Origin of the sequence: Paenibacillus sp. FSL R5-0470 (assembly GCF_037975205.1) — a bacterium.
Classification (GTDB): Bacteria; Bacillota; Bacilli; order Paenibacillales; family Paenibacillaceae; genus Paenibacillus_AQ.
In genome coordinates this window covers 5,516,407-5,540,894 of the sequence record NZ_CP150238.1, presented here as the reverse complement: position 1 = coordinate 5,540,894, position 24,488 = coordinate 5,516,407, and the positions used below count along the sequence as shown (strand labels likewise).

Here is a 24,488-nt window from a genome sequence, read left to right as displayed (position 1 = left end):
AATCTCCGCGATAAGCATGGAGATTGCCCTTTTTGTACTACATACGGCTCGGTGTCGGTAACCCAAGAACCTCTAGCACATCACCTAAAGTGTCCTTAAATCTCGAAGTGAGCCAGAGGCGGAACGCGATGGTAGCCTCCGCACCTTTTAAAATCGGACATATAGAATAAAAGTTATTGAAAAGTGTGGCTAAGGTATGCGCATACGTGCAGAGTATATTCGGCGTTAATTCTATGCTGGCAGAATACAATGTCTCTTGCCAGACGCCAAGCTGTCTCAGCAAAGCGAGCTCTGCTTTTTCCATTTCGAGTGGAAATTGAAGCTTTGAGGCATCTGTAATTAATGGGGTTGTTGATTTGCCCAAAACACTGCTTGCACGCGCATAGGTGTACATCAGATAAACCCCGGTATTACCGGATATTTCGGTAGCCTGTTTGAAATCAAACACGATTTCCGTTCCCAGGTTAAACCGCAGCAGATAATAACGAATAGCAGCAGCTGCAATGATGTGGCTGGTAAGACCCTCTTTATCAGAGCGCGAATGTTCTATGTTCTGTTCCATAAGCTTTACTAAATCGCTCACCTTAACACCGATTCCTTGGCGCCCGGACATGGCATAAGAAGATTTCCCTTCTGAAATATCTATCCCCAGCTCAGCAGCAGAGGCCGGACTAAGAGAAACAACGCCATAACTTACATGATGGAGCTTCTCAGCCTGCTCGTTATATCCTAGTGCTCCTAAAGCCTGCTTAACCATTTGTTGCGGATATTCCTGTCTATAATCGATCACGTTAATAACACGGTCGGCATGTCCATAAGGCTCAGGGGTTCCAGTTAATCCTGTGGTCCATAAACCAGACGAGAATTCACTGTAGGTGAAATCTTTGGATAGTAGACCGAATTTCCAGAGATGATAAGCAATGTCTTTGGCTGTGTACGTCAAAATCCCATTCGAACGCACAAGCACCTTATCCATCTGATGATCCTCTGAATCCGCTCCACTGCTAACCTCTGTCCCTTGTTTTAGCACCCAGCAGCCCGCAAGCTTGCCTTCAGTCTCCTGTACAAAAACTGCCGTTTGCTTCAATAGCTCAGATGCGGCTGTCCAGAAGCCCTCTTTTAAAATATTGCTCTCCCACACCAGCAGGTCATAGTGAATACCAAAACGCTTCATTTCCGATACATGTTCTCTCACAATACGTTCAGCGACTAGGTTGCCCAGCCACGCCTCATTACCATCACCCTGTTCAAGGGCATGCAGCATATCTGTGCGCTTGTGAGTGATCTCTGGATTCCGTGCATATTCTTTGTTCACTTTGGCATATAGATCCCAGCAATAATCACCGAAACGTTGATGTTCCCCTTCTAAAGGTACATTTAATAAACCAACGACTGTATCTGCCAGCTGGTTGCCCAGATCATCCACGTAGTTATGGACCTCTACGTTATGTCCGGTTCTTTTCATTATTCTGACCAGCGCATCGCCGATGCAAGCATTTCTCAGATGACCTACATGAGCAGCTTTATTTGGATTGATTGAAGTATGCTCTATGATGACCTTTTCCCTTGTGCTGTCAGGCAGATTAAAGGAATGTTTAGCCCACACCTGCCAATTCATATACAAATTAATAAATCCAGGAGCAGCTACTTCGACTTTTTGTAAAAGACCCGTGTATCTCTCTTGTAATTTAATTTCTGCTTTTACTAACTCTGCTATGACGAGAGGGGATTTACGCAGGAGTTTGGCTAGCTGCATAGCAATATTGCAGGAATAATCACCATGCTCTAGATTAGCTGGCTGTTCGATCAGAATTGCAACATCTTTTGGGTAGGCAACTTCTAAGGTGTGGAATACTTTTTTTACACTTTGTTCAATGCTGTGTTTGATGATTTGACTTAACATTTTATACCCTCCTTTAAAAATACAAAAAAGCCCTCGTCTCAAAAGAGACGAGGGCTTTAGCGCTCGCGGTACCACTCTCGTTGCTAAACAGATGTTTAGCCACCTTACAGGATAACGGTCTTTAGCCGGGACTTCCTACTTAGGTTCAGAAGTCCATCTCATGGGTGCGCTTCATTAGGTGATCTGTACCGGCTTGCACTTACCCGGCTCGCTGAGGACTAGAACACGTTAACTACTCTCCCGCTCATCGATGCTTGAATAATTTTTATCAGTATAACGAATATTTCGAAAAAAGCAATAGGGTGTTAGTTAGAAAACGTAGAAAATGCTTGAGTTTAAGATTGTCCGATTAGTAGATTACAAATTCAAAGAATAGAAGGTTGTCTTTTTTTGAGTGGCAATTCCTTTGCATAAATGTCCACACATTAACTTTGAATACAGAATATTACTATATAGAGCTATTAATTATGAACCATGTTACTAGTTTTATAGTTTTTTTATTTTTCAAACTGCAGCAGAAGAGAGGAGTGAAAAAGATGGCTTTATTCTCAACCGGACCTATAGATAATAGTCCAATTCTAGGGGTCAGACAGACACAAATCGTAACAGTAAAAGTAGTTAATCGTGATTCTCTTAATCCATATAATCTTGTTATTCAGGGATTTTTGCTAAATGGGTCAAGATCGATGTATGTGAATGAAATGATTAATCTCGCACCTAACCAAGTTCTAACTAGGAACTATTTTGCAGATTTAGATGCATTTGAATTTGAGTTTACGACATTAGAAGTTGTTGAAGCAGAGGTAGGGATCTCGGTCTGGGGAAAACAGGCTTCAGGGGAATTAGTAGAACCTCATCGTATAGTAGCGTGGGAAAAACATGTAGGAATAATCTAAAGGAGTGTTGAGAATTGAGCTATTTATCTACTGGGCCGATAGATAATACCATGGTGGGAGGTATACGACCTACTCAACATGTTACGATCAAAATCGATAACCGAAGTGACGTTGTTTCTTCTACGGTTCTCGTTCAAGGATATTATATGAATGGGACAAGAACCATGTATGTTAGTCAGCTTGTTAATGTTATGCCTGATCAAGTTGTAACAACAGATTATTATGCGGATTTTGATGCATTTGAATTTATTTTTACGACTTTAAGCCTAGTAGATGATCCAATTCAAATTTCAGTCTGGGGAAAAAATAGTGTGGGTCAAATTGTGAGTGCTCACCGACTAGTCCATTCTGAATTACTCGGAGCAACGGTAGGGGTAACTGGGGCAACAGGAGCAGATGGAGCGACTGGAGCAACAGGAGCAGACGGAGCAACTGGAGCAACGGGAGCAGATGGAGCGACTGGAGCAACAGGAGCAGACGGAGCAACAGGAGCAACGGGAGCAGACGGAGCAACAGGAGCAACGGGAGCAGACGGAGCAGACGGAGCGACAGGAGCAACGGGAGCAACAGGAGCCGATGGAGTGACTGGGGCAACAGGAGCAACGGGAGCAGATGGAGCGACCGGAGCTACAGGAGCGCCCGGAGGAGCGACCGGGGCAACAGGAGCAGATGGAGCAACAGGAACAACAGGAGCAACGGGAGCGACTGGTGCAACAGGAGCCGATGGAGTGACTGGAGCAACAGGAGCAACAGGAGCAACAGGAGCAGATGGAGTGACTGGGGCAACAGGAGCAGCTGGAGTGACTGGGGCAACAGGAGCAGCTGGAGTGACTGGAGCAACTGGAGCAACTGGAGCAGCTGGAGCGACTGGTGCAACAGGAGCCGATGGAGTGACTGGGGCAACTGGAGCAGCTGGAGCAACAGGAACAACAGGAGCAACAGGAGCAACGGGAGCGACTGGTGCAACAGGAGCCGATGGAGTGACTGGGGCAACGGGAGCAGTTGGAGCGACTGGAGCAACAGGGGCAGACGGAGTGACTGGAGCAACGGGAGCGGACGGAGTGACTGGAGCAACGGGAGCGGATGGAGTGACCGGAGCAACGGGAGCAGTTGGAGCGACTGGAGCAACTGGAGCAGCTGGAGCGACTGGAGCAACAGGGGCAGCTGGAGTGACCGGAGCAACGGGAGCAGTTGGAGCGACTGGTGCAACAGGAGCGGCAGGTGTAACTGGAGCAACGGGAGCCGACGGAGTGACTGGAGCAACAGGGGCAGCTGGAGTGACTGGGGCAACCGGAGCAGTTGGAGCGACTGGAGCAACAGGAGCCGACGGGGTGACTGGAGCGACGGGAGCGGCAGGTGTAACTGGAGCAACAGGAGCGGCAGGTGTAACTGGAGCAACCGGAGCGGCAGGTGTGACTGGAGCAACGGGAGCGGCTGGAGTGACCGGAGCAACAGGAGCCGATGGAGTGACCGGAGCAACGGGAGCAGTTGGAGCGACTGGAGCAACAGGAGCAGCTGGAGCGACTGGAGCAACAGGGGCAGCTGGAGTGACCGGAGCAACCGGAGCAGTTGGAGCGACTGGTGCAACAGGAGCCGACGGGGTGACTGGAGCGACTGGAGCGGCAGGTGTAACAGGAGCAACGGGAGCGGCAGGTGTAACAGGAGCAACAGGAGCGGCAGGTGTGACTGGAGCAACGGGAGCGGACGGAGTGACCGGAGCAACAGGAGCGGCAGGTGTGACTGGAGCAACAGGAGCAGCTGGAGCGACTGGAGCAACGGGGGCAACTGGAGTAGCTGGAGCGACTGGTGTAACGGGAGTAACAGGAATAACTGGTGTGACTGGAGCAACAGGGCCGAATATTCAAGCTGAGGGATTCTCAGCGTTCCTATCAGCTTTGTCAGTTTCTACTTCTTCCCAACTGACTGGATGGTCTGTGGCTTCTCCTTTCTATTCTGATCCTTCCTTTAACCCAGTTACGGGAAATTACACAGTTCCGACAACGGGTAGATATTCTATTGAAGCGACCATTAACTATTCCACAACTGCCTCAATCTCAATTAGTCTTGGCAGTGGTATCAATCCAGCTTTCGTAGTTCAGAGAACTTCTCCTACTTCAACAAATCTGGTAAGTGGATTATTCCCTGTGTTGGATGTGAATGTTGCGCTTATTCTAGATTTGAGAGCTATTTTGGGAAGTGGGACTGTAACGCTGGTTGGAGAATTTGCACTAACAGCAGGTGATGTTATTGGCTTGTTCTATGTTTCTAATGGCTTGACGGTTCCTTTGAATCTGGGCGGTGCCAATACTTCTGGTATAGTTTGGTCTGTTCATGAATTGACGTAAATTTATCTCTGAGTTTGATTGTGAAAAAAGAGGATGCTCAGTAGCCGTAAGATGGCTTCCTGAGCTATCCTCTGTTTTGTGAACGGGACGAGTTGTGGGCAAAACGGAGTACTGCTCCTGAGATTTACAATCTATAAATATTGATAGGTTTCCGGATCCTTTTAAAAGTATTCAATATGTATAGTAGTAGCTTTTGATGGATGTCCACACATTAATACGAGATAAGAATATTACTATTAAGAGCCGAAAAATTCATTCTTAAAAATATAATAGGCTCATTGTTAGCGATTTAGAGTAGATCGGAGGAATGATTATAGTAACGCTACTATTCAGAATTTTTTTGGAGGACAATCTTGTTGTAGGCAATCTATTTTAAAATAAAAGGAGTTGAGAACTTGAGTTATTTATCCACTGGACCTATAGAAAATAATTTGGTAAGCGGTGAAAGACCTACTCAGCTTATTACTATTAAACTTGTTAATCAGAGTGATGTCACTACATCGTTGATTCAAGTCGAAGGATATTATATGAACGGGACAAGAACACTATATGTTAGTGAGCTTTATACTGTGGGACCTAATGAAGTATTAACGAAAGATTATTATGCGAATTTTGATTCATTCGAATTTGTATTCACAACTCCTATTCTATTAGACGATCCAATTCAAGTCTCAGTTTGGGGGAAAAGCAGCACAGGCCAATTAGTGACTGCACATCGGCTTGTCTACTCTGAATTGTATGGTGAAAATATAGGTTATTCAGGAGCTACTGGAGCCACAGGAGACACTGGTGTGACGGGAAGTACAGGTGCGACCGGAGCAGCAGGAAGTACTGGCGTAACTGGGGCAACGGGGACAGCTGGAGCGACGGGAACAGCAGGAGCAACTGGAGCAGCGGGAATAGCAGGTGTAACTGGAGCCACAGGAAGTGCAGGTGTACCCGGGGCGACCGGGCCGGCTGGTTCAGGTGCAATCATTCCTTATGCTTCGGGCCTACCTGTAGCTATGACAACTGTATTGGGAGGCTTACTGAATACTTCGAGTATCATAGGATTCGGAAGTAGTGCAACAAATATAAGTGTTACTGGCGGTACGATAGATCTTACAGGTGCGGCTGGAACCTTGTTGAACTTTGCATTCTCCGTTCCACGTACGGGAACGATTACCTCTTTAGCGGCCTATTTCAGCACAACAGCTGCACTTAGTTTATTGGGTTCTACATTATCAATAACAGCTCGTTTATTTAGTTCTTCTACATCTAATAATATCTTTACAGCAGTACCTGGGGCTGTAGTAACATTAACTCCTTCCCTTCAAGGAATACTTGCTCTTGGTACGATTAGCTCGGGAACAACCACAGGTTTGAGTATCCCTGTGACTCTTGGAGAACGCTTATTATTAGTCTTTAGTGCATCAGTCATAGATGGAGTTGACGTTGCGACAACCATTGCCGGGTACGGTAGTGCTGGAGTTACCATCGTATAATGATGAATACAGAAATAGGGATATCCCAAAAGCCGTATGGTTAGAGGATATCCCTTTATTTAGATCATCAGAATTTCTCGGATGTCTTGTTCTGTAAGGGTAGATAACCCTTCCTGACCTGGCTGGATCACTTCATCGATTAAGTTCCTTTTCTTCTGTTGTAGCTCATACATCTTGTCCTCCACAGTGCCTTGGGTGACGAGTCTGATCACTTGAACTACTTTTTTCTGTCCGATTCGGTGAGCCCGATCTGCAGCTTGCTGTTCGACGGCAGGGTTCCACCATAGATCGTATAGAATGACAGTGTCTGCCCCTGTTAAATTGAGTCCGGTTCCGCCAGCTTTTAAGGAGATCAGGAAAATATCCCGCTCTCCTTCATTAAATTGATTACATAAATCTACGCGCTGAGACACAGGCGTTTGACCGTCTAGGTAAAAATATGGAATACCTTGATAGCCGAGTTCACGTCCAATCAAACCGAGCATTTCTGTGAACTGGGAGAATACTAGCATTCGTTTACCTGAACTGCGGCATTCCTCTATGATTTCAAACAGCTGCTCGAACTTGGCGGAGCTTCCTTCATACCCATCCACAAATAGAGCCGGGTGACAGCATAGCTGGCGCAGACGGGTGAGACCAGCAAGGATTTTAATCCGATTATTATTACCGAAGCTATCCAGGGTCAGATGCTTAAGCGCCTCTTTTTTCAAACGGGCGAGATAAGCGACATATAACTTCTTCTGCTCAGGGAACAGCTCACAGGCTTGGAGTGATTCGATTTTCTCAGGCAATTCTTTTAACACATCACTCTTTAAGCGCCGCAGCAAAAAAGGACGTGCCCGTTTAGCGATAGTTTCCCTCGGCAAATCGTGAAAAGCCTTCTTACCTGGAAACAACCCGGGAAACACAGTGCCGAAGATGGACCATAGATCTTCTAGCGCATTCTCAACAGGAGTCCCAGTAAGTGCAAAACGATGCCGGGCTTGAAGAGCCATAACTGCTTGAGCGGTCTGCGTCGTATGGTTCTTTATGGTTTGCGCTTCATCGAGAATCAGGGTGTGAAAAGATTTCTTAGTATACAACTGAACATCTCTTCGAAGCAGCGGGTAAGAGGTGATAATTACATCCGCCTTCGCTGCATTTTTTAAAATTCGACCGCGTTCCGTTAAGCTTCCATCTGCAATAACAGCCTTAATCTCAGGCGTGAATTTTTTAAGCTCATTATGCCAGTTGTAGGTGAGAGAGGCAGGAGCGACAATAAGAGCGGGCAGACCACTCTGACGAATATCCGGAAGCTCAGAGAGCAGAAAAGCGATACTCTGCAGCGTTTTGCCAAGACCCATATCATCCGCTAAAATTCCCCCGAAACGGTAATGGGCCAGCGTCTTCAGCCACTGAAATCCATACTGCTGATAATCCCGGAGCACAGGAGCCAGACTCTCCGGTATAGGGAAGTCAAGGTTCTCAGGATTGTGCATATTCGCAAGTAACCTTTTAAAGGATCTGCTCAGTTTGACTGAGTCACTTTGAGAATCGGAAGAGGTTAAGTGTAACCCACGAACGACTGGTAAAGAAAATTGCGCACCTTTAATCTCACCTTCTCGAATGCCCATCTCGTTCATAAAGGTGATGATTTCTTGGAGCTCCTCGCTCTCCAGAGGTAGCAGTGCCCCTTCGGGCAATCGGTAGTATTTACGTTTATCCTGAAGTGATTTTAAGACCATCACAATCTCAGATTCTGGAATACCACCCATGTCGAATTTAAAATCAAGCCAGTCGGTTTTCTCATTCCAACTAATACTCACTTTTGGTGGCGTAGTTCCCGTGAATAGTCTTTCTTTGACAGCGGTGGTCGCATAGACCGTCAATAGTGGTTCAAGCAACGGAATCGTGTGGTATAAAAAATCGTACTCACCGTCCTCATCCGTCATAATATACCCGCCTTCGGTTTTGGCGAAGGATTCATGCTCCATCAGCTCCAGAATTCGGGCCTCTCCTTCACCGTCGCGTATAAGAATCAAGTCCGTACCGCGAACATGGGCTTTTTCATCCAAAGGATTGATGATAATGTCACCATACTGAAACTCTAGCCCGGCGAGCAGTCGATCTCTCACGCGGTCCAGATAGAGCCTCGCTATAAGCTTGTGTTGCACAATTCGATCAGCAATAGAGTCGGCGATATGCACGTTTCCCAGTTTTTTCAGACCAGGAATAACCTTGTCCATAAAAGGCTCCATTTGTTCGGGGGCAATATCGATGCCATCTCGACGAGAGGATTCCAGTATTTTCTTCATCTCAGATAGGCGCATGCATTCCTGAGCAGTTAGCTTCAACAGCTTACCTTCAGACAGCACGAGTCCGTAATCTTCCAGAACTGAGATCTGCTCCAGTCCTTGAATATCCAGATGGTAGCCTTCGCCTTCGGCTTGTTCGAACGCAAAGCTAAGGGGCGGTGCTTCATTAGACATATGAATGCCTTCGTACAACACCTCTTCTTGTTGCAGATATACCGACTGAACCTCTGAAAGTGCGGGCTGAAGCGTCTCCCAGAAAAAAGGAGGGATAGCCAGCAGGCGATCACCCCCTAGGTTGCCACCATATGGAGAGTAGTTAGTGACGTTATCGCGATACATTTTTTCATTTAAGACAATTTCAATTAGCTTCTGAAGAACGATGTTATCTTCCTTCCGAAAGCTGTGAATGGCAGGGTCATAGACGAAATGCTTCGAGAATTCGAAGGTTTCTCCACGATGTACACGTTCCAGAAAACCTCTTATTCTATGAACGACATATAGTCGTTTCGAGCCGATTTTCATTTCTATTCCAAGCATGGTAGTGCTATAGCTGTAAGTGAATGGCTTGCAGATGAACTCGACATTTAAAGGGATTCTATTATCTACAAAAGCCCCAGTACCGCTCGGACGCGGCTTATGGTTACTGAACATGCCTAGCAGGCTGCTCACAAGATGCTGGTCTCTGGACCTTCCTCCCATGTCTCGCGTAGAATCCGTAACATTACGTGGGGTTAAGACTCCAGTATCTTCAATAGTAGAATGGCTGGAAGTTCCGGTACAGTCTGGCCGTTCTCCAGCAGTTTCAAGGGCATCAATGCTGATCAGTACGGCTGCGATATGTTTGCAGAAAGGCCCTCCATGCGTGTAAGCAGGACAAGTACATTCTGCCGTGACATCACCGTCGATATCGATGACAACCATGACTTCGTAGCCAATGCCCCCTTGAACGAGCGCTTCATAACGAGAGCGGGGAAGATCTGGGATGGATTCATTACGTTCTTCAACATCTATTATATCGACGCTTCCAGACTGGTAATAAGCCAATCCTTTTTCAAAAATAGACTTGCCGCACAGCAGCTTAATTACCCGTTCTGTCACACTAAAGCCCATAACATAATTCCTTCCTCGTAACTTGTTCTTCGAAAAGTCCGATTATTATATAGTCCTTATGATAACAGAACGGGCGTGCGCATCAAATAGGGGCTGCTACTCCACTAATCCCGTGCATAATAAAACGGATCGTCAGGTTAATCTCTTCCTCATCGTTCCAGTCCTTCTCCGGTTGGAGCAGCAGGCGATTAAGCAAATACCCACCAATGGATGAAATAGTGAAACGTAGAATAGCGGGTGTGGGTAATTCAATGACTTCACCTTTTGCCTTGAAGTGTTCAACAATTTCGATGACGCGCTCCAGCACCTTGCTTAGAATATTTTCTGCGAACTGTTCTCTGAGCAACGGTTGGAAAGGAATCTCCTGTATCAGAATCTTTAGCATTTTAAAATTTCTACGGGCGAACTCCAGACGATTGACGATAAATGACCGTAGGAATTCTTCAAAGCTGTCATAGGGAACATCGAGTACCCCGTTGAAATTCCGCAGTACAAAAGGAGCGAGCATACGACTCATGGTGGGGCCAATGATGGAGAGCAGTAAATCTTTTTTGGTTTTGTAATATCGGAAAATCGTACCCTCTGCTACGCCTGCCTTTTGAGCAATTTCACTAGTCGCAGCAGCAGCGTAACCTTTTTCGGAGAACACCTCAATCGCCGCATGCAAAATGGAAATCTGCTTCGGTGTCAGTTTATCCTCTTCACTTATGGCCAGCAGCTCTTCAATCCACTGCTCTTCTATATTTTGTTCCGTAGAATCATATTCTTTCATTACAATTATCCTCCAAACTTGGTTCATTCCGTTCAACCGATGAAAGTTCTTAGTGAGGCTACATTTTCCGATGTTTGCGCAGTGCCAATACATTCAGCACCATGAATAATAGTGAGAATCCGATCAGTACATAGACATCCAGAGCGATGGAATTCCATCCTTTGCCACGGATCATGATGTTCATAAGCGCTTCTGATCCATAATAAATTGGGGTTGCGTAGCCGATGCGCTGTAGCCATAGCGGTAGAGTGTCGAGTGGGAACAGTCCGCTGAGGAAAACTTGTGGCACGATAATAAGCGGGATGAATTGAATCATCTGTAGCTCGTTGGCTGCAAAAGCAGATAGTAGCGTGCCCAGCGTCAAAGCTGTCATCGACAGGAGTAAGGTGATCAGCATTACGTAACCAAAGCTTCCCGTCATCATAATGCCAAGAATCTGAATGGAAAACCACGAGATCAATAGCGCTTGGAATACGGTAAAAATTCCGAAACCACATACATACCCGAGTACAATCTCCCATCTTTTTAAAGGAGTGGAAAGTAAACGTTCAAGGGTGCCTGTAGTCCGCTCTCGCAGGAATGAAACACCGGCAATCAGGAATACGAAAAAGAAAACAAATACGCCAATCATAATCGGGCCGAAGCGGTCAATCGTCTTCATATTCTCAGAACCGTATAAGTAGCTGATCTGGGGCTGTAATTGCAGCTGTTCCTCTGTACTTGGAAGGAGCTTCTGAGAAAGCTTTTGAAGCGTCATAATTACCGCCTTGTTGGCTGTAGGATTGCTACCCTCTAACAACACTTGAGGGATGGCTCCTGAATTCCCAACGTTTCCGTCCAAAGTGATTAAAGCGTCAATCTTTCCTTCTACTAGAGCACTTTTCCCTAGCTCTTCGCTGGCATACTCTTTAATTGTGGTATTTTCTTCTTTTAACGCAGCTGAGATATTTAGTGGCACACCGGATACTCCGATTTTTGGCTCATAGGCGTCCCCGTTGAATACCAAGCTCATTAAACTTAGAACGATGAGCGGTGCAATGAACATTAAGGCCATCGTTCTTTTATCATGAATAAATTGTCGCAAAATCCGTAAGGTGATCGCTCGAATTCTCATGAACGGACACCTCCATAATATAGAAAGGCTTCTTCAATAGAAGCTGAGCCAGTGGCTTCAAGCAGTCCGGAAGGTGTGTCGGCGGCAAGCAGCTTGCCATCACGGATCATTCCAAGGCGATCACATTTCTCAGCTTCATCCATGACATGCGTAGTGAGTACAATCGTGGTACCTTTCTCGTTCAGCGCTTTTAGTTCTTTCCAGATGGATAATCGGAGTACAGGATCGATACCAACTGTTGGCTCATCAAGAAGAAGTAGCGGAGGCTCATGAAGCAGCGCAATCGCCAGGGATAGGCGGCGTTTCATTCCGCCAGAGTATTGATCTACTCTTTTGCGCAGATGCTCCTGAAGATCTACTAGTTCCATAACAGCTTTGATACGTTTGCCGCGCTCCGCACCTTTTAGTCCATATAGCGCAGCGAAGAACTCCAGATTTTCTTTTGCGCTGAGTTCCGTATATAGGGCATCAGATTGAGCCATGTATCCAATTTGCTGCAGCATGGATAACTTAGGCATAGTGACACCAAGCACCTTTACCTCACCTGAGGTCACCTCATCGATACCTGTAAGCAGCTTTACTAGCGTTGTTTTTCCGGAGCCAGAGGGCCCTAATATGCCGAAGGTTTCCGCACGCTCTACTTGAAGCGAAATATCCTCGAGCACCTGTCTGTCTCCAAAGGCTTTACCAACATGGCTCACTGAAATGACTGGAGCTTCCGAACCCATATTCATCTCCTCGATTCTGAATAGTCTGGGATACAAAGTGGTGTTACTGAGTGCTCTGCACAACAATAATGAGTGAGCGCTCACTCATTATTGTGCTCCGGAATCCAGTAAATGTAAAGTGCTTGATTTCCGCTACTTGAAATTAACTTACAATCAGGTGTAAATCGCAAAGTAGCGGCATTTTTGCACAAGATGCGAATACCTGCTCAAGAACCAACTTGATATGATGTTAATAAGGAATCCAGCTGGGATGTTCGACAACTCAATGATGCAAATGCCATTGCTTCCGAAATTGATTAGGCGTTGTGCCGAAATGGGTTTTGAACAATTTGCAAAAATGAGAGCAATTTGTAATCCCCACTTCCTCGGCGATGTGTGCAACCGTGTATTTGCTTGAAGTCAGAAGATGAACGGCTTCCTGCATTCTTTTGACCGTTAAATAATCGGAAATACTGCTGCCTGTACATTCCTTGAACAAGTGGGATAAATGATGGGGTGAAAGATGCAGATCCTTGCTCATTTGATCAAGCCGCAAAGGTTCCTTGTAATGCAACTGCAGCCATTCCATAATACGTTCTGCCTGATGTGGTTTACGAAGCAATTGTTCCATGGAGGCCGGCTTCTGCTGTGTATCCCAAAGCGGCTTTAAAGTACGTAGGAACGTGATGAGAAACAATGAGACCTCTTCCATGAAATCATTTTTGTGCAAAGTTGGAAGCGTTTTATCCAGATCCTTCAAAAGAGCTATCAGGGATTGTAGGTCCTGCTGTTCATACCATCGAGGTGAGGCGGAATTGCCGCTGTGAATATGATTGAAAAAGCTTTGTAGGATGGGCCACTTTTCAAAATAAGCTTTAAATATGCTGGGCTCATAATGCACGATCGAACGCACGAACGGAACCGCCTCATTAATTTCAATTTGAATATGATGCAGTTGATACGGCTGGAAAATACAAATCATCCCTGGCTTTATTTCATAGCTATTTTGATCAATAATCAGCGTCCCTTTACCTTCATGAACAATAAGAATTTCAACACCCTGATGAGCATGGAATGTACCTTGATAGTCGTCTGTATTTGTACTTGTTCTTTTATATACAAAATAGAGATGGAACGGTTGTAAGTCCTGCTGCTCATGGTACGTCACATTCGTGTTCCTCCTATTAGTAGGGATGCGGATAACCTATCGTTTACAAAAGTATAAGAGAACCATTACACAGCTAGCAACATCTAGATTAAAAAGTCTTACTCACTAATGGAGGACACCGAATTATGGCAGAACAAAAGACAGAATTACATAACGCAGGGTATAAAGCTTGGCTCGAATATCCTTATATTCAATCGAGTGCAGTAAGAGAGTGCTATTCTCCTTGGTGCTATAACATTTTGACAGTCAATCAAGATCATCCAGTGATCAAAAGTGCTGTGCAAGAACTAACACGTGGCATACAAGGAATGCTGGATATAGAAGCCACCATTGCTGAATCTCAGGATAAAGATAAACAAGCTTGTATTGCAATCGGTACGTTTGATAGTAATCATCCGTTGATTACGCATACCTTTAGCGAGGCTACAAGGACAGCAATTGGATCAGAAGGATATGCCATTCGAACAAACACGGAGAAGGACTGTATTGCAATAGGTGCTTCCACACCCGTGGGATTACTGTACGGTGTATTTGCATTCTTACGCTTACTTGGAACGGGTCAATCTATTAAGGCGTTGGATATGTTGGAACAGCCGGTAAATACGCTCCGCATGATGAATCAATGGGATAACATCGATGGAAGCATCGAACGTGGTTACGCGGGGAAGTCCATATTCTACTCAGACAACGAAATCACTAAGGACTTTGCTCGATTGGAAGATTATGCGAGAATGCTCGCTTCGATAGGAATTAATGCGATTGCTATAAACAATGTCAATGTACATCGGTTTGAAACGATGTTTATTACGGAGCGCTATCTTCCTGACATCACGAGGATTGCCGATATCTTCCGTACCTACGGGGTGAAGCTGTTCCTAAGTATTAACTATGCTAGCCCGATCGAAATCGGTGGATTGAATACAGCTGATCCGTTAGATTCTGATGTACGCCAATGGTGGAAGGCAAAGGCGGTAGAAATTTATAAATTGATTCCAGATTTCGGCGGTTTCCTCGTAAAAGCTGATTCAGAGAATCGTCCAGGTCCATTCACTTATGATCGTGATCATGCAGAAGGTTCGAACATGCTGGCTGAAGCTTTATTGCCTTTCGGGGGAATCGTCATCTGGCGCTGCTTCGTTTACAATTGCAAACAGGATTGGCGGGATCGCTCCACCGATCGTGCACGAGCGGCATATGATCACTTTAAACCGCTGGATGGCCAGTTCATGGAGAATGTTATTTTACAGGTGAAGAATGGACCGATGGATTTTCAAGTACGGGAAGGTGTGTCTCCGCTGTTCGGTGCCATGGAGCATACTAATATGATGATTGAGTTTCAGGTTACGCAGGAATATACAGGCCAACAGCGTCATGTCTGCTACCTCATTCCTCAATGGAAGGAAGTTCTTGATATTAATACTTACGCAACGGATTCGGAGTCATCGGTGAAACGGGTCGTCGATGGATCCATGTACGGTTATAAATATAGCGGCTTCGCTGCTGTTTCAAATATTGGTAATGATCATAACTGGACGGGGCATTTGTTAGCGCAGGCCAATCTATATGGTTACGGGCGTCTCGCTTGGAATCCGGAATTAAGTGCAGAGCAAATCGCGAAGGAATGGACAATGCTCACGTTCAGTGCAGAGGATGAGCAGTTAATAGATACGATTCGTGAGATCTTGTTAACCTCATGGCATATCTATGAATCTTATACTTCGCCACTTGGGGTAGGCTGGATGGTCAATCCTGATCATCATTACGGTCCAAATGTGGATGGATATGAATATTCGAAATGGGGAACGTATCATTTTGCAGACTTACAAGGGATTGGCGTAGACCGAACAATAAAGACGGGTACGGGATATGTTGCTCAGTATCAAGGAGCGAATGTAGATTTGTATGAATCGGTAGCTACTTGTCCAGATGAGCTATTACTGTTCTTTCATCATGTACCGTATACGCATACTCTTAAATCTGGTAAAACGGTCATCCAGCATATTTATGATACGCATTTTGATGGCGTGGATCGCGCAGCAGGGCTGAAAGAGAAGTGGCAATCCCTTGGGGGGAAAATGGATGGCAGCAGGTTTGGACAGGTGGCAGACCGTCTGCACGAACAGGTACTACATGCCCGCGAGTGGAGAGATATCATCAATACGTATTTCTTTCGAAAAAGCGGTATCCCAGACCAGCATCAACGTACAATATACTAAATATTAGCAGTAGGAGGAGTGTGTCCAGCAGGGCCACTCCTTCTATTGCTCCATCCCTTTGTTTCATAATTCTATGAGAAGAAAGGAAGATACACCTTGAATCAGAAAAGATTATTTAATGAGGACTGGGAATTCGCCAAGAGTACTTTAGAAGTGACGAATGCTGAGTCCTTGGATTTCCATCCCATCGATCTCCCACATGATTGGTTGATTTATAACACGTTAGACTTATATGAGAATAGTATTGGCTGGTATCGAAAATATTTTATAAATACGAAGAACGATGAGCAGCTATTGCTGTGTTTTGATGGTATTTATATGGACTCCACGATTTATGTGAATCATCAATGGGTTGGGGAATGGAAATACGGTTATTCTTCCTTTGAATACGAAATTACAGATATGCTCATAGACGGGGAAAATGAAATTCTAGTGAAGGTCGTGCATCAGAGTCCGAATAGTAGATGGTATTCAGGAGCGGGTATCTATCGGAATGTATGGCTCAAGACAAGAGATTGCAATCACATCGTGACAGATGGAATTTACATTCATACAGTACAAAAAAATGACGTTTGGCGAGTGGAGATCGACACCGATGTGAGCATTACAGGAGATATGCGGCTTTCCCAAACCATTCTGTACAAGGATCGAGAGATAAAAACCTGTGTTGAGAAAATCTCGGCTGGAGATCAAACACAAGCCACCTCACGTGTAAGTCAGGTGCTGACTGTAGAGAATGCTTTATTATGGAGCCCCGGTGAGCCGCATTTATATCAGCTAAAAACGGAATTGCAGCATAAGGCACCTGATCAGGGTTCTGATGAAGTGTGGACAACAATAGAAGAAGTAACACAGTTTATAGGCTTTCGATCGATTGTACTGGATCTGCAAGAGGGAATGCTTCTGAATGGGGTAAAGACTAAGCTTAACGGAGTTTGTGAGCATCATGATCTTGGAGCATTGGGTTCGGCGTTTCATACAGCAGCATTGCGAAGAAGACTTGAGATCTTAAAGGACATGGGCGTAAATGCAATACGCACCGCTCATAATATGCCTGCTGCAGAGCTTATGGATCTGGCGGACGAAATGGGGCTGCTTGTGGTTTCAGAAGCCTTTGATATGTGGGAGCGATCGAAGACCACATATGATTACGCAAGATTTTTCAAGGACTGGTCGTTAAAAGATGTGAGAAGCTGGGTCATGCGAGATCGTAATCATCCAAGCTTGTTCATGTGGAGTATTGGCAATGAAATTTATGATACGCATGCTGACAAGAAAGGGCAAGAATTGACGAGCATGTTGATGGAAGCCGTGCTTCAATATGAGCCGAAAGGCAACGGGAAAGTGACCATTGGATCGAACTATATGCCATGGGAGAATGCTCAGAAATGTGCGGACATCGTAAAGGTGGCAGGCTACAATTATGCGGAAAAATATTACCATCAGCATCACGCGGAACATCCTGACTGGATTATCTATGGTAGTGAAACCGCCTCTATTGTGCAGAGCAGGGGAATATATCATTTCCCATTCGAGCAATCCATCCTGGCTGATGACGATGAGCAGTGCTCTGCACTAGGTAATAGCTCTACAAGCTGGGGAGCGAAGTCAGCAGAAGCGTGTATTATCGCGGAGCGAGATGCAGCGTTCTCATTAGGGCAATTTATATGGACGGGTTTTGATTATATTGGTGAACCTACACCGTATCATACGAAGAATTCGTATTTTGGACAGATTGATACAGCGACCTTTAAAAAGGATTCATATTACATCTATCAAGCGGCTTGGACAAATTACAAGGAGCATCCGATGGTGCATATTTTTCCCTATTGGGATTTCAATCCCGGTCAAATGATCGATGTTCGAGTCTGCTCGAATGCTCCCAAGATAGAATTGCAGTTCAATGGTGAGACTGTTGGGACCTATGAAATCGATCATGTACATGGAACGCAGCTAGCGGGCTGGTGGAAGCTTCCTTATGAACCAGGCGAGCTCAAGGCAATCGCTTATGATGAGGCTGGCCAAATCATTGCAGTAGACATCAGGAAATCGTTCGGGGATGCGAGTCGAATCTGCTTAAAAGCTGATAAGGGTACACTCCTTGCGAACGGCACAGATTTAATCTTCATCGAAATTACGATGGAGGATGAGCGCGGGAATGCCGTTGAGAATGCAAACAATCGCGTTCAGGTTCAGGTGGGCGGAGCAGGCCGTTTGATCGGTTTAGATAATGGAGACAGCACGGACTATGATCCATACAAAGGAACGAGTAGACGCTTGTTCAGCGGTAAGCTTATGGCGATTGTTGCTGCGAGTTTAGAAGCGGGTACGATAACAGTTGAGGTTACATCGAAAGGTGTAGTAGGTAGTAAGCTACAGCTTCAATCGCTCCCTGTGGCAGATCGTGGAATAGGCATTTCAGCTAACACTAGAAATCTAGCATTGCCCTGTGTGATGGGAAATGTAGAAGAAATTCCTTTACGAAAGATAGAAATTATAAGTCATTCTGGACAACAGTTTAATGAAAATAGAAGAGAAATGAATGTACACGCCATCCTTTACCCTAAAGACACTTCCTATACTGAAGTGGAGTGGAGTATTGTAAATGATGCAGGGATTGAGTCCAATCTAGCGCGGCTCGAACAACTGGGACAAGAAGCCAAGATCACGGCGTTAGGAGATGGGAGTTTCCGCATTCGCTGTATGAGTAAGAACGGTACGGAAAAGACAAAGCTGATTTCACAGTTGGAATTTACAGCGTGCGGTCTGGGGACGGCTTACAAGGATCCGTATGGATTTATATCTGGCGGTCTATATGACGAGGTTAAAGGCGAAGTCGGAAACGGAAATGAACGAGGCGTAGCAACGAGTCGAGATGGTGAGACGCAGGTTGCTTATCGCGAGATTGACTTTGGAACTTACGGCTCGGATTTGATAACGATTCCCCTATTCGCATTGTCTAGCGAAGCCTACGAGCTCCAGATTTGGGAAGGCATGCCGGACGAAGAGAACAGTGAGCTTTTGGCAGACGTCATTTATCAGAAGGAATCGCAATGGAATGTTTATCAGGAGGCAACCTATCTATTATCCAAGAGACTCACGGGTATCAGCTCTATTTGTTTCGTATTACAGAAGAAGGTGCACATTAAAGGCTTCTCATTTGTGAAAAAGAACCGAGCGTTCGAGCAGAATAGGGCTGTGGATTGTGATCGCATTTATGGTGATACGTTCACCATCGCGGAACAGGGTGTTGAAGGAATCGGGAATAACGTATCTCTCGTGTTCGAGCAGATGGATTTTACGACGGAAGGTACTTCAAAGCTTATCATTTGTGGGAGATCTCCGATCGATAAGAATACCATTCATCTTCGCTTCGAAGAGGGTGAAGCATCTAACAATCAACTGATCGAATTTACACAGTCAGATGGATATGTAGAGCGAGTATTTGAGTTGGAGAAAGTGACAGGGGATCAGAAGGTAACGTTTATCTTCTTGCCTGGAAGTCAGTTCGATTTCGGCTGGTTTCGGTTTGAATGATCGATTGTCCTTTCAACTACTACGATAAATGAGGTGCGTGTACATGTTAACAGGCAAGATGAATGCTGCAATAATGGATGAGCAATTATCGATTTCTGTGAAGCAAATAGATATTCCTGTTCCTAAGGATAATGAAGCGCTAATTAAGGTGTATTGTATCGGAATTTGCGGGTCAGATGTTCATTACTATGAGCATGGAAGAATCGGTCGTTATGTAGTAAAGGAACCGATCATATTAGGCCATGAGCTGGCTGGTGAAGTCGTTGAGGTTGGTAAGCAGGTATCAAATATAGCTGTAGGTGACCGAGTAGCGGTTGAGCCAGGAGTGACCTGTGGACAATGCGACTATTGTAAATCAGGACGTTATAATTTGTGTCCAGATGTGGTCTTTCTTGCAACACCCCCAGTAAATGGGGCTTGGGCAGAATACATTGTCATGCCAAGCGATTATCTATTTAAACTTCCGGATTCTATGAGTTATGAGGAAGGCGCAATGCTGGAGCCATTGTCGGTTGGTTTTCATGCGATGATGCGTGGTAAGGTTCAACCGTTTGATCGAGTGCTAATAACGGGTCTTGGTCCGATCGGACTGCTTGCAGGACAAGCAGCAAAGCTATTTGGCGTTTCTGAAATTTATGGTACGGATGTCGTACCTTTTCGGCGTCAACTTGCAATGGAGATGGGCTTCACTGCAGCATTAGATCCAGTAAAAGAGAATGTTGGACAGCGACTCAACGAGTTAACGAACGGATTTGGAGTTACACTCGTCGTAGAATCATCGGGTAACGCAAGGGCGATGGCGGATACAATTAAGTGGGTTCGCCGTGGCGGGAGAATTGTATTTGTCGGTTTACCAGCCGATAGTGCTATTCCGATGGACATGGGACAATTTATCGATGGTGAGATCGATGCTTATGGTGTTTTTCGTTACGCGAATACCTATCCGGCTGCGATCCAAGCGTTGCAGCATTCTTCATTAGATATTGAGAAAATAGTTACGCATCGCTTTGCGCTTACAGATACTCAAGAAGCTCTTGAAGTAGCACGTAAAGAGAAGGATACAAGTATTAAGGTAATGATTTATCCGAATATGCCTTAATGCGTGTTATATAAAAAGAGACCGTCCCAAAAGCCATGAAAATGGCTGCTTGAGGCGGTCTTTTTATTTTTATGTAAACTCTGTAAATACGCGTTATTACGCTTTAATATAATCTGCAAAATTCTCTAGTAAGTATAGGGAGTTCATATCTTCACGCAAATGATGCTGGACTAGCTCATCCACTTTGTCTGGTTCATGGTTTGTCATACAATCCAGGATCATGTGATGCTCGCTCAAAATTTTCTCCAGCTTTTCTGCCTTTAGCGTATGCAAGCGTCGATATCTTTCATAATGCACATGGGAAAACTTAATTTGCTCCCACAAAAATTCATGTCCTGCTAATGTGAATAACGTCTTATGATAGGCGTTATCCAAAGCAAAAAAGTGCTCAATGGAATGTTCTTGATGTATGGCATTTTTTTGTTCTTCTAGGTTCTTCTTAAGTTCTATAATTCCTTTAAGAGTAAGGCTATCGCATAGACCTTTGATAATATCCTTTTCTAAAACGCTTCTTAAATAGATCATTTGCTCGACAGATTCCAAATCAATGTATGAAACCAGATTCCCTTTCTTCGGATACACATCAATATAGGACTCGAGGGATAGCTGCTTTAGTACATCGCGCAAAGGTGTTCTGGATATCTGAAACCGTTCGGATAACACGGTCTCACTTAGAATGGTTCCAGGTTTTAGCGTTAAATTAAGAATTTCGTGCTTTAATAGGTTCAAAATATCATTTTTGGTGGACATGAGGTTGCGTCTCCATTGCCGTTGAATTTGTAATGCTGATATCTGAAACGGGATTCTGAAATAAGATAGTGATTTCATTATATAATTTTTTAATCTTGTATACAAGATTGGGGATTATTGATTTTATGTCATTGACAAAAGGTATTATTTAAATCTAATATTTGAGTATATTATCTTGTATACAAGATCTCGACATATGAAATTATAGGAGGTTTTATCTAGATGAACATGACATGGAGATGGTATGGAGAAGGCAATGACAACATTACGCTTGATCATATCCGGCAAATTCCGGGGGTAATGGGTATTGTCTGGTCACTACATCATAAGGTAGCGGGTGAAGTGTGGGAAATGGATGACATTCAAAAGGTTGCGGATCAAATTACGAGCAAAGGGTTTAGCACTGCCGTAGTAGAGAGTGTGAACGTCCATGATGATATCAAGATTGGACTCCCGACGCGTGATAAATATATCGATATTTACATAGACACCATACGGAAGCTTGCCAAGGTCGGTACTAAAGTGATCTGTTACAATTTCATGCCTATCTTTGACTGGACTCGGACGGAGCTGTACAAGGAATTGCCAGATGGCTCGAATGCTCTTTTTTATGAAAATGCGGCCATTAATGAGAACCCGCGCGACATGGTAAATCGTATTCTCGAGGGGGCAGGCGAATTTACGATGCCTGGCTGGGAGCCAGAGCGTCTTGCGAAGCTCGATGAGCTATTCGCCGCTTATGCAGATGTAACGGAAGAGAAGCTGTTCGAGAACTTGGTCTATTTTCTGAAGCGCATTATTCCTGTCTGTGAAGAAGTTGATATCAAAATGGCTATTCATCCCGATGATCCTGCTTGGCCGATCTTTGGCTTGCCCCGCATTGTCCGCAGCCGTGATACGATCCGTCGTTTACTTGACGCAGTAGATAGTCCGTATAATGGATTAACCTTCTGCACTGGGTCGCTCGGTACGAATCCGAAGAACGATCTGCCGGCTATGATTCGGGAATTCTGTAATCGCATTCATTTTACTCATATTCGAAATGTTAAGGTTTTTGAGAACGGAGATTTTATTGAGGTCTCTCATCGTGGACGGGATGGCAGTGTGGATGTGGCAGAGGTTGTTAAAGCGTATCATGAGAATGGATATACGGGGTATGTGCGTCCAGATCATGGTCGTCATTTGTGGGGGGAAGAGAAGACTTGCCGCCCGGGGTACGGGCTGTACGATAGAGCAATGGGGATCATGTATTTACTTGGTGTGTGGGATAGTCTCGACAATACGATGGGGGTGAAGTGAATGCTGCTTCTGACAAGAGAGAGTATTCAATCATGTGCAGAGGTGTGGAAGGACGCTGACGTGGAGCTTCCTCAGTTTGATTATGAGCAGGTGGCAGAGAATACGCGCGTTAGGCCGGAATGGGTCCATTTTGGAGCGGGAAATATTTTTCGGGGATTTGTTGCGAATGCTCACCAGAAGCTGTTGGAGCTTGGAAAAGCAGATACAGGTATTATTGCCGCTACCTCCTCTGACTACGAGCTGATTGACAAAATTTATAAACCGCATGATCATTTAACACTTCTCGTACTAATGAATGCGAGTGGCGAGTTTACAAAAAAGGTCATTAGCAGCATTACCGAAGCTATTATGGCAAACAAGAATCGAGCGGAGGATTACTGCCGTTTGGTTGAAATTTTTGAAAACCCGAGCCTGCAGATGGCCAGCTTCACCATCACAGAGAAAGGTTATACCTTGACCGGTCCTGATGGAATGTATCTTGATATCGTGAAGAAGGATATGGAGCATGGGCCAGAGCAGCCTTCCCACAGCATGAGTGTGATCGCTTCTCTAGCGTACCGTCGATATCTTAAGGGGCAGTATCCGATGACTTTTGTTAGTATGGATAACTGTTCGCACAATGGGGATATGTTGAAAAATAGCATGATTACAATCGCCAAGGCATGGGCTACGAAAGGGGTTGTGGAGGAAGGTTTTGTTGCGTACCTCGAAGACGAGAGTCGAATAACATTCCCTTTGTCGATGATCGATAAAATCACACCACGTCCATCCGAGGTAGTACGTAATACTTTACAGGAGCAAGGGATTGGCGGCATGGATATACTTATTACCTCGAGGAACGCTCATACCGCGCCTTTTGTTAACGCAGAAGTTAGTGAATATCTGGTCATTGAGGATAAGTTTACGAATGGGCGACCTTTATTAGAAGAAGCCGGCATTATATTCACAGATCGTGAGACCGTGAACAGGGTAGAAACGATGAAAGTTACCACCTGTCTAAACCCCTTGCATACTGCTTTAGCGGTCACTGGCTGTCTACTAGGCTACACACAGATTTCGGATGAGATGCAGGATGAGACTCTACGTACATTAGTCGAGCGGATTGGGTATAAGGAAGGGTTGCCTGTAGTTGTAGATCCTATCATTCTACGTCCACAGCAGTTCTTGGATGAAGTGCTGCAAGAGCGACTCACGAATCCATTTATTCCAGACACCCCGCAGCGAATTGCGACTGATACGTCGCAGAAGGTAGGCATTCGTTATGGGGAAACAATCAAATCCTATGTACAACGCGAAAATCTTCATCCAGCTGAATTGACGGCGATTCCACTAGCAATTGCTGCTTGGTGCCGCTATTTGATCGGAGTGGATGATGAAGGGAATTCATTTGAGCTAAGTCCCGATCCGTTAATGGAGTCGCTTCAAACGCATCTGCAGGGAGTGACTTTGGGAGATTCGACCTCTAATGTGCATAGAATTCTAGAAAATGAGAAGATCTTTGGTGTACCATTATATGAAATCGGTCTGGGTAGCAAGATTGAAAGTTACTTCTATGAGATGCTGAAAGGCCCAGGAGCTGTACGGAGAACGTTGGAAAAGCATTTAAATGAAGAGTTAGGGTAGATCACATTTACAAAAAGCCTCATGGAGTAAAAGCTACTGCACCCCGCAGAGCTATCCCCCATGAGGCTTTTTCGTGTCTAGTCCATTTGGTTTATCTGAATTTAGCAGTCTAGTACGCTAATATACCTACTTTTTCAAAAAAATAATTATAGTTAATATTTCCATAACATT

Annotated in this window: 15 protein-coding genes and 1 other annotated feature; of the genes, 8 read left to right on the top strand and 7 right to left on the bottom strand. The window is 44.9% G+C overall.

Annotated elements, in window-relative coordinates; all coding sequences use genetic code 11:
* Window positions 1–37: 37 nt before the first annotated feature.
* On the bottom strand, window positions 38–1,903 hold the full coding sequence (gene argS, locus MKY99_RS24525) for an arginine--tRNA ligase (RefSeq protein ID WP_339266827.1): 1,866 nt from the start codon (window positions 1,901–1,903) through the stop codon (window positions 38–40).
* Window positions 1,904–1,943: 40 nt separating this feature from the next.
* Window positions 1,944–2,160: a binding site (T-box leader), on the bottom strand.
* Window positions 2,161–2,439: 279 nt separating this feature from the next.
* Here argS and MKY99_RS24520 point away from each other — a divergent pair.
* The 3 genes from MKY99_RS24520 to MKY99_RS24510 all read left to right on the top strand — a co-directional run bounded on the left by MKY99_RS24520 (window position 2,440) and on the right by MKY99_RS24510 (window position 6,628).
* Window positions 2,440–2,799, top strand: a complete 360-nt coding sequence (locus MKY99_RS24520; RefSeq protein WP_339266825.1) for a hypothetical protein — start codon at window positions 2,440–2,442, stop codon at window positions 2,797–2,799.
* A gap of 14 nt (window positions 2,800–2,813) precedes the next feature.
* Entirely contained in the window at window positions 2,814–5,144 is a 2,331-nt protein-coding gene (locus MKY99_RS24515; protein ID WP_339266823.1) for a collagen-like protein, read from the top strand.
* Between the two features lie 395 nt (window positions 5,145–5,539).
* A complete protein-coding gene (locus MKY99_RS24510; protein WP_339266822.1) occupies window positions 5,540–6,628 on the top strand; it encodes an exosporium glycoprotein BclB-related protein in 1,089 nt (362 codons plus the stop codon).
* Window positions 6,629–6,687: 59 nt separating this feature from the next.
* On the opposite strand, the gene MKY99_RS24505 is transcribed toward MKY99_RS24510, so the two are convergent.
* From MKY99_RS24505 to MKY99_RS24485, 5 genes are all read right to left on the bottom strand, one after another.
* On the bottom strand, window positions 6,688–10,032 hold the full coding sequence (locus MKY99_RS24505) for an SNF2 helicase associated domain-containing protein (RefSeq protein ID WP_339266820.1): 3,345 nt from the start codon (window positions 10,030–10,032) through the stop codon (window positions 6,688–6,690).
* Between the two features lie 82 nt (window positions 10,033–10,114).
* The gene (locus MKY99_RS24500) at window positions 10,115–10,804 is read right to left on the bottom strand and encodes a TetR/AcrR family transcriptional regulator (protein WP_081393233.1); all 690 of its coding nucleotides are present in this window, start codon (window positions 10,802–10,804) and stop codon (window positions 10,115–10,117) included.
* A 58-nt stretch (window positions 10,805–10,862) separates the two neighbouring features.
* The gene (locus tag MKY99_RS24495) at window positions 10,863–11,918 is read right to left on the bottom strand and encodes an ABC transporter permease (protein WP_339266818.1); all 1,056 of its coding nucleotides are present in this window, start codon (window positions 11,916–11,918) and stop codon (window positions 10,863–10,865) included.
* Window positions 11,915–12,646 (bottom strand): ABC transporter ATP-binding protein, encoded by a 732-nt coding sequence (locus MKY99_RS24490; RefSeq protein WP_339266816.1) that lies wholly within the window; start codon window positions 12,644–12,646, stop codon window positions 11,915–11,917. Before MKY99_RS24490 ends, MKY99_RS24495 begins: the two co-directional genes overlap by 4 nt.
* A gap of 262 nt (window positions 12,647–12,908) precedes the next feature.
* Window positions 12,909–13,793 carry an AraC family transcriptional regulator gene (locus MKY99_RS24485; RefSeq protein WP_339266814.1) on the bottom strand — a complete coding sequence of 295 codons (885 nt, stop codon included), beginning with the start codon at window positions 13,791–13,793 and terminating at the stop codon, window positions 12,909–12,911.
* A gap of 125 nt (window positions 13,794–13,918) precedes the next feature.
* Here MKY99_RS24485 and MKY99_RS24480 point away from each other — a divergent pair, with 125 nt between their 5' ends.
* From MKY99_RS24480 to MKY99_RS24470, 3 genes are all read left to right on the top strand, one after another.
* Window positions 13,919–16,009 (top strand): alpha-glucuronidase family glycosyl hydrolase, encoded by a 2,091-nt coding sequence (locus MKY99_RS24480; RefSeq protein ID WP_339266813.1) that lies wholly within the window; start codon window positions 13,919–13,921, stop codon window positions 16,007–16,009.
* Window positions 16,010–16,105: 96 nt separating this feature from the next.
* Window positions 16,106–19,546: a glycoside hydrolase family 2 TIM barrel-domain containing protein gene (locus MKY99_RS24475; RefSeq protein ID WP_339266811.1), complete on the top strand. Its 3,441-nt coding sequence runs from the start codon at window positions 16,106–16,108 to the stop codon at window positions 19,544–19,546.
* 43 nt (window positions 19,547–19,589) lie between these two features.
* On the top strand, window positions 19,590–20,645 hold the full coding sequence (locus MKY99_RS24470; protein ID WP_076300700.1) for an NAD(P)-dependent alcohol dehydrogenase: 1,056 nt from the start codon (window positions 19,590–19,592) through the stop codon (window positions 20,643–20,645).
* A gap of 96 nt (window positions 20,646–20,741) precedes the next feature.
* Here the strand turns inward: MKY99_RS24470 and MKY99_RS24465 are convergent, their stop codons facing one another.
* Complete coding sequence (locus tag MKY99_RS24465; RefSeq protein WP_339266809.1) at window positions 20,742–21,395, bottom strand: GntR family transcriptional regulator; 654 nt, start codon at window positions 21,393–21,395, stop codon at window positions 20,742–20,744.
* Window positions 21,396–21,617: 222 nt separating this feature from the next.
* On the opposite strand from MKY99_RS24465, the gene uxuA reads away from it, so the two are divergent.
* Both uxuA and MKY99_RS24455 read left to right on the top strand, forming a co-directional pair.
* A complete protein-coding gene (gene uxuA / locus MKY99_RS24460) occupies window positions 21,618–22,694 on the top strand; it encodes a mannonate dehydratase (RefSeq protein WP_339266807.1) in 1,077 nt (358 codons plus the stop codon).
* On the top strand, window positions 22,695–24,317 hold the full coding sequence (locus tag MKY99_RS24455) for a mannitol dehydrogenase family protein (RefSeq protein WP_339266805.1): 1,623 nt from the start codon (window positions 22,695–22,697) through the stop codon (window positions 24,315–24,317).
* The last annotated feature ends 171 nt before the right edge of the window (window positions 24,318–24,488 follow it).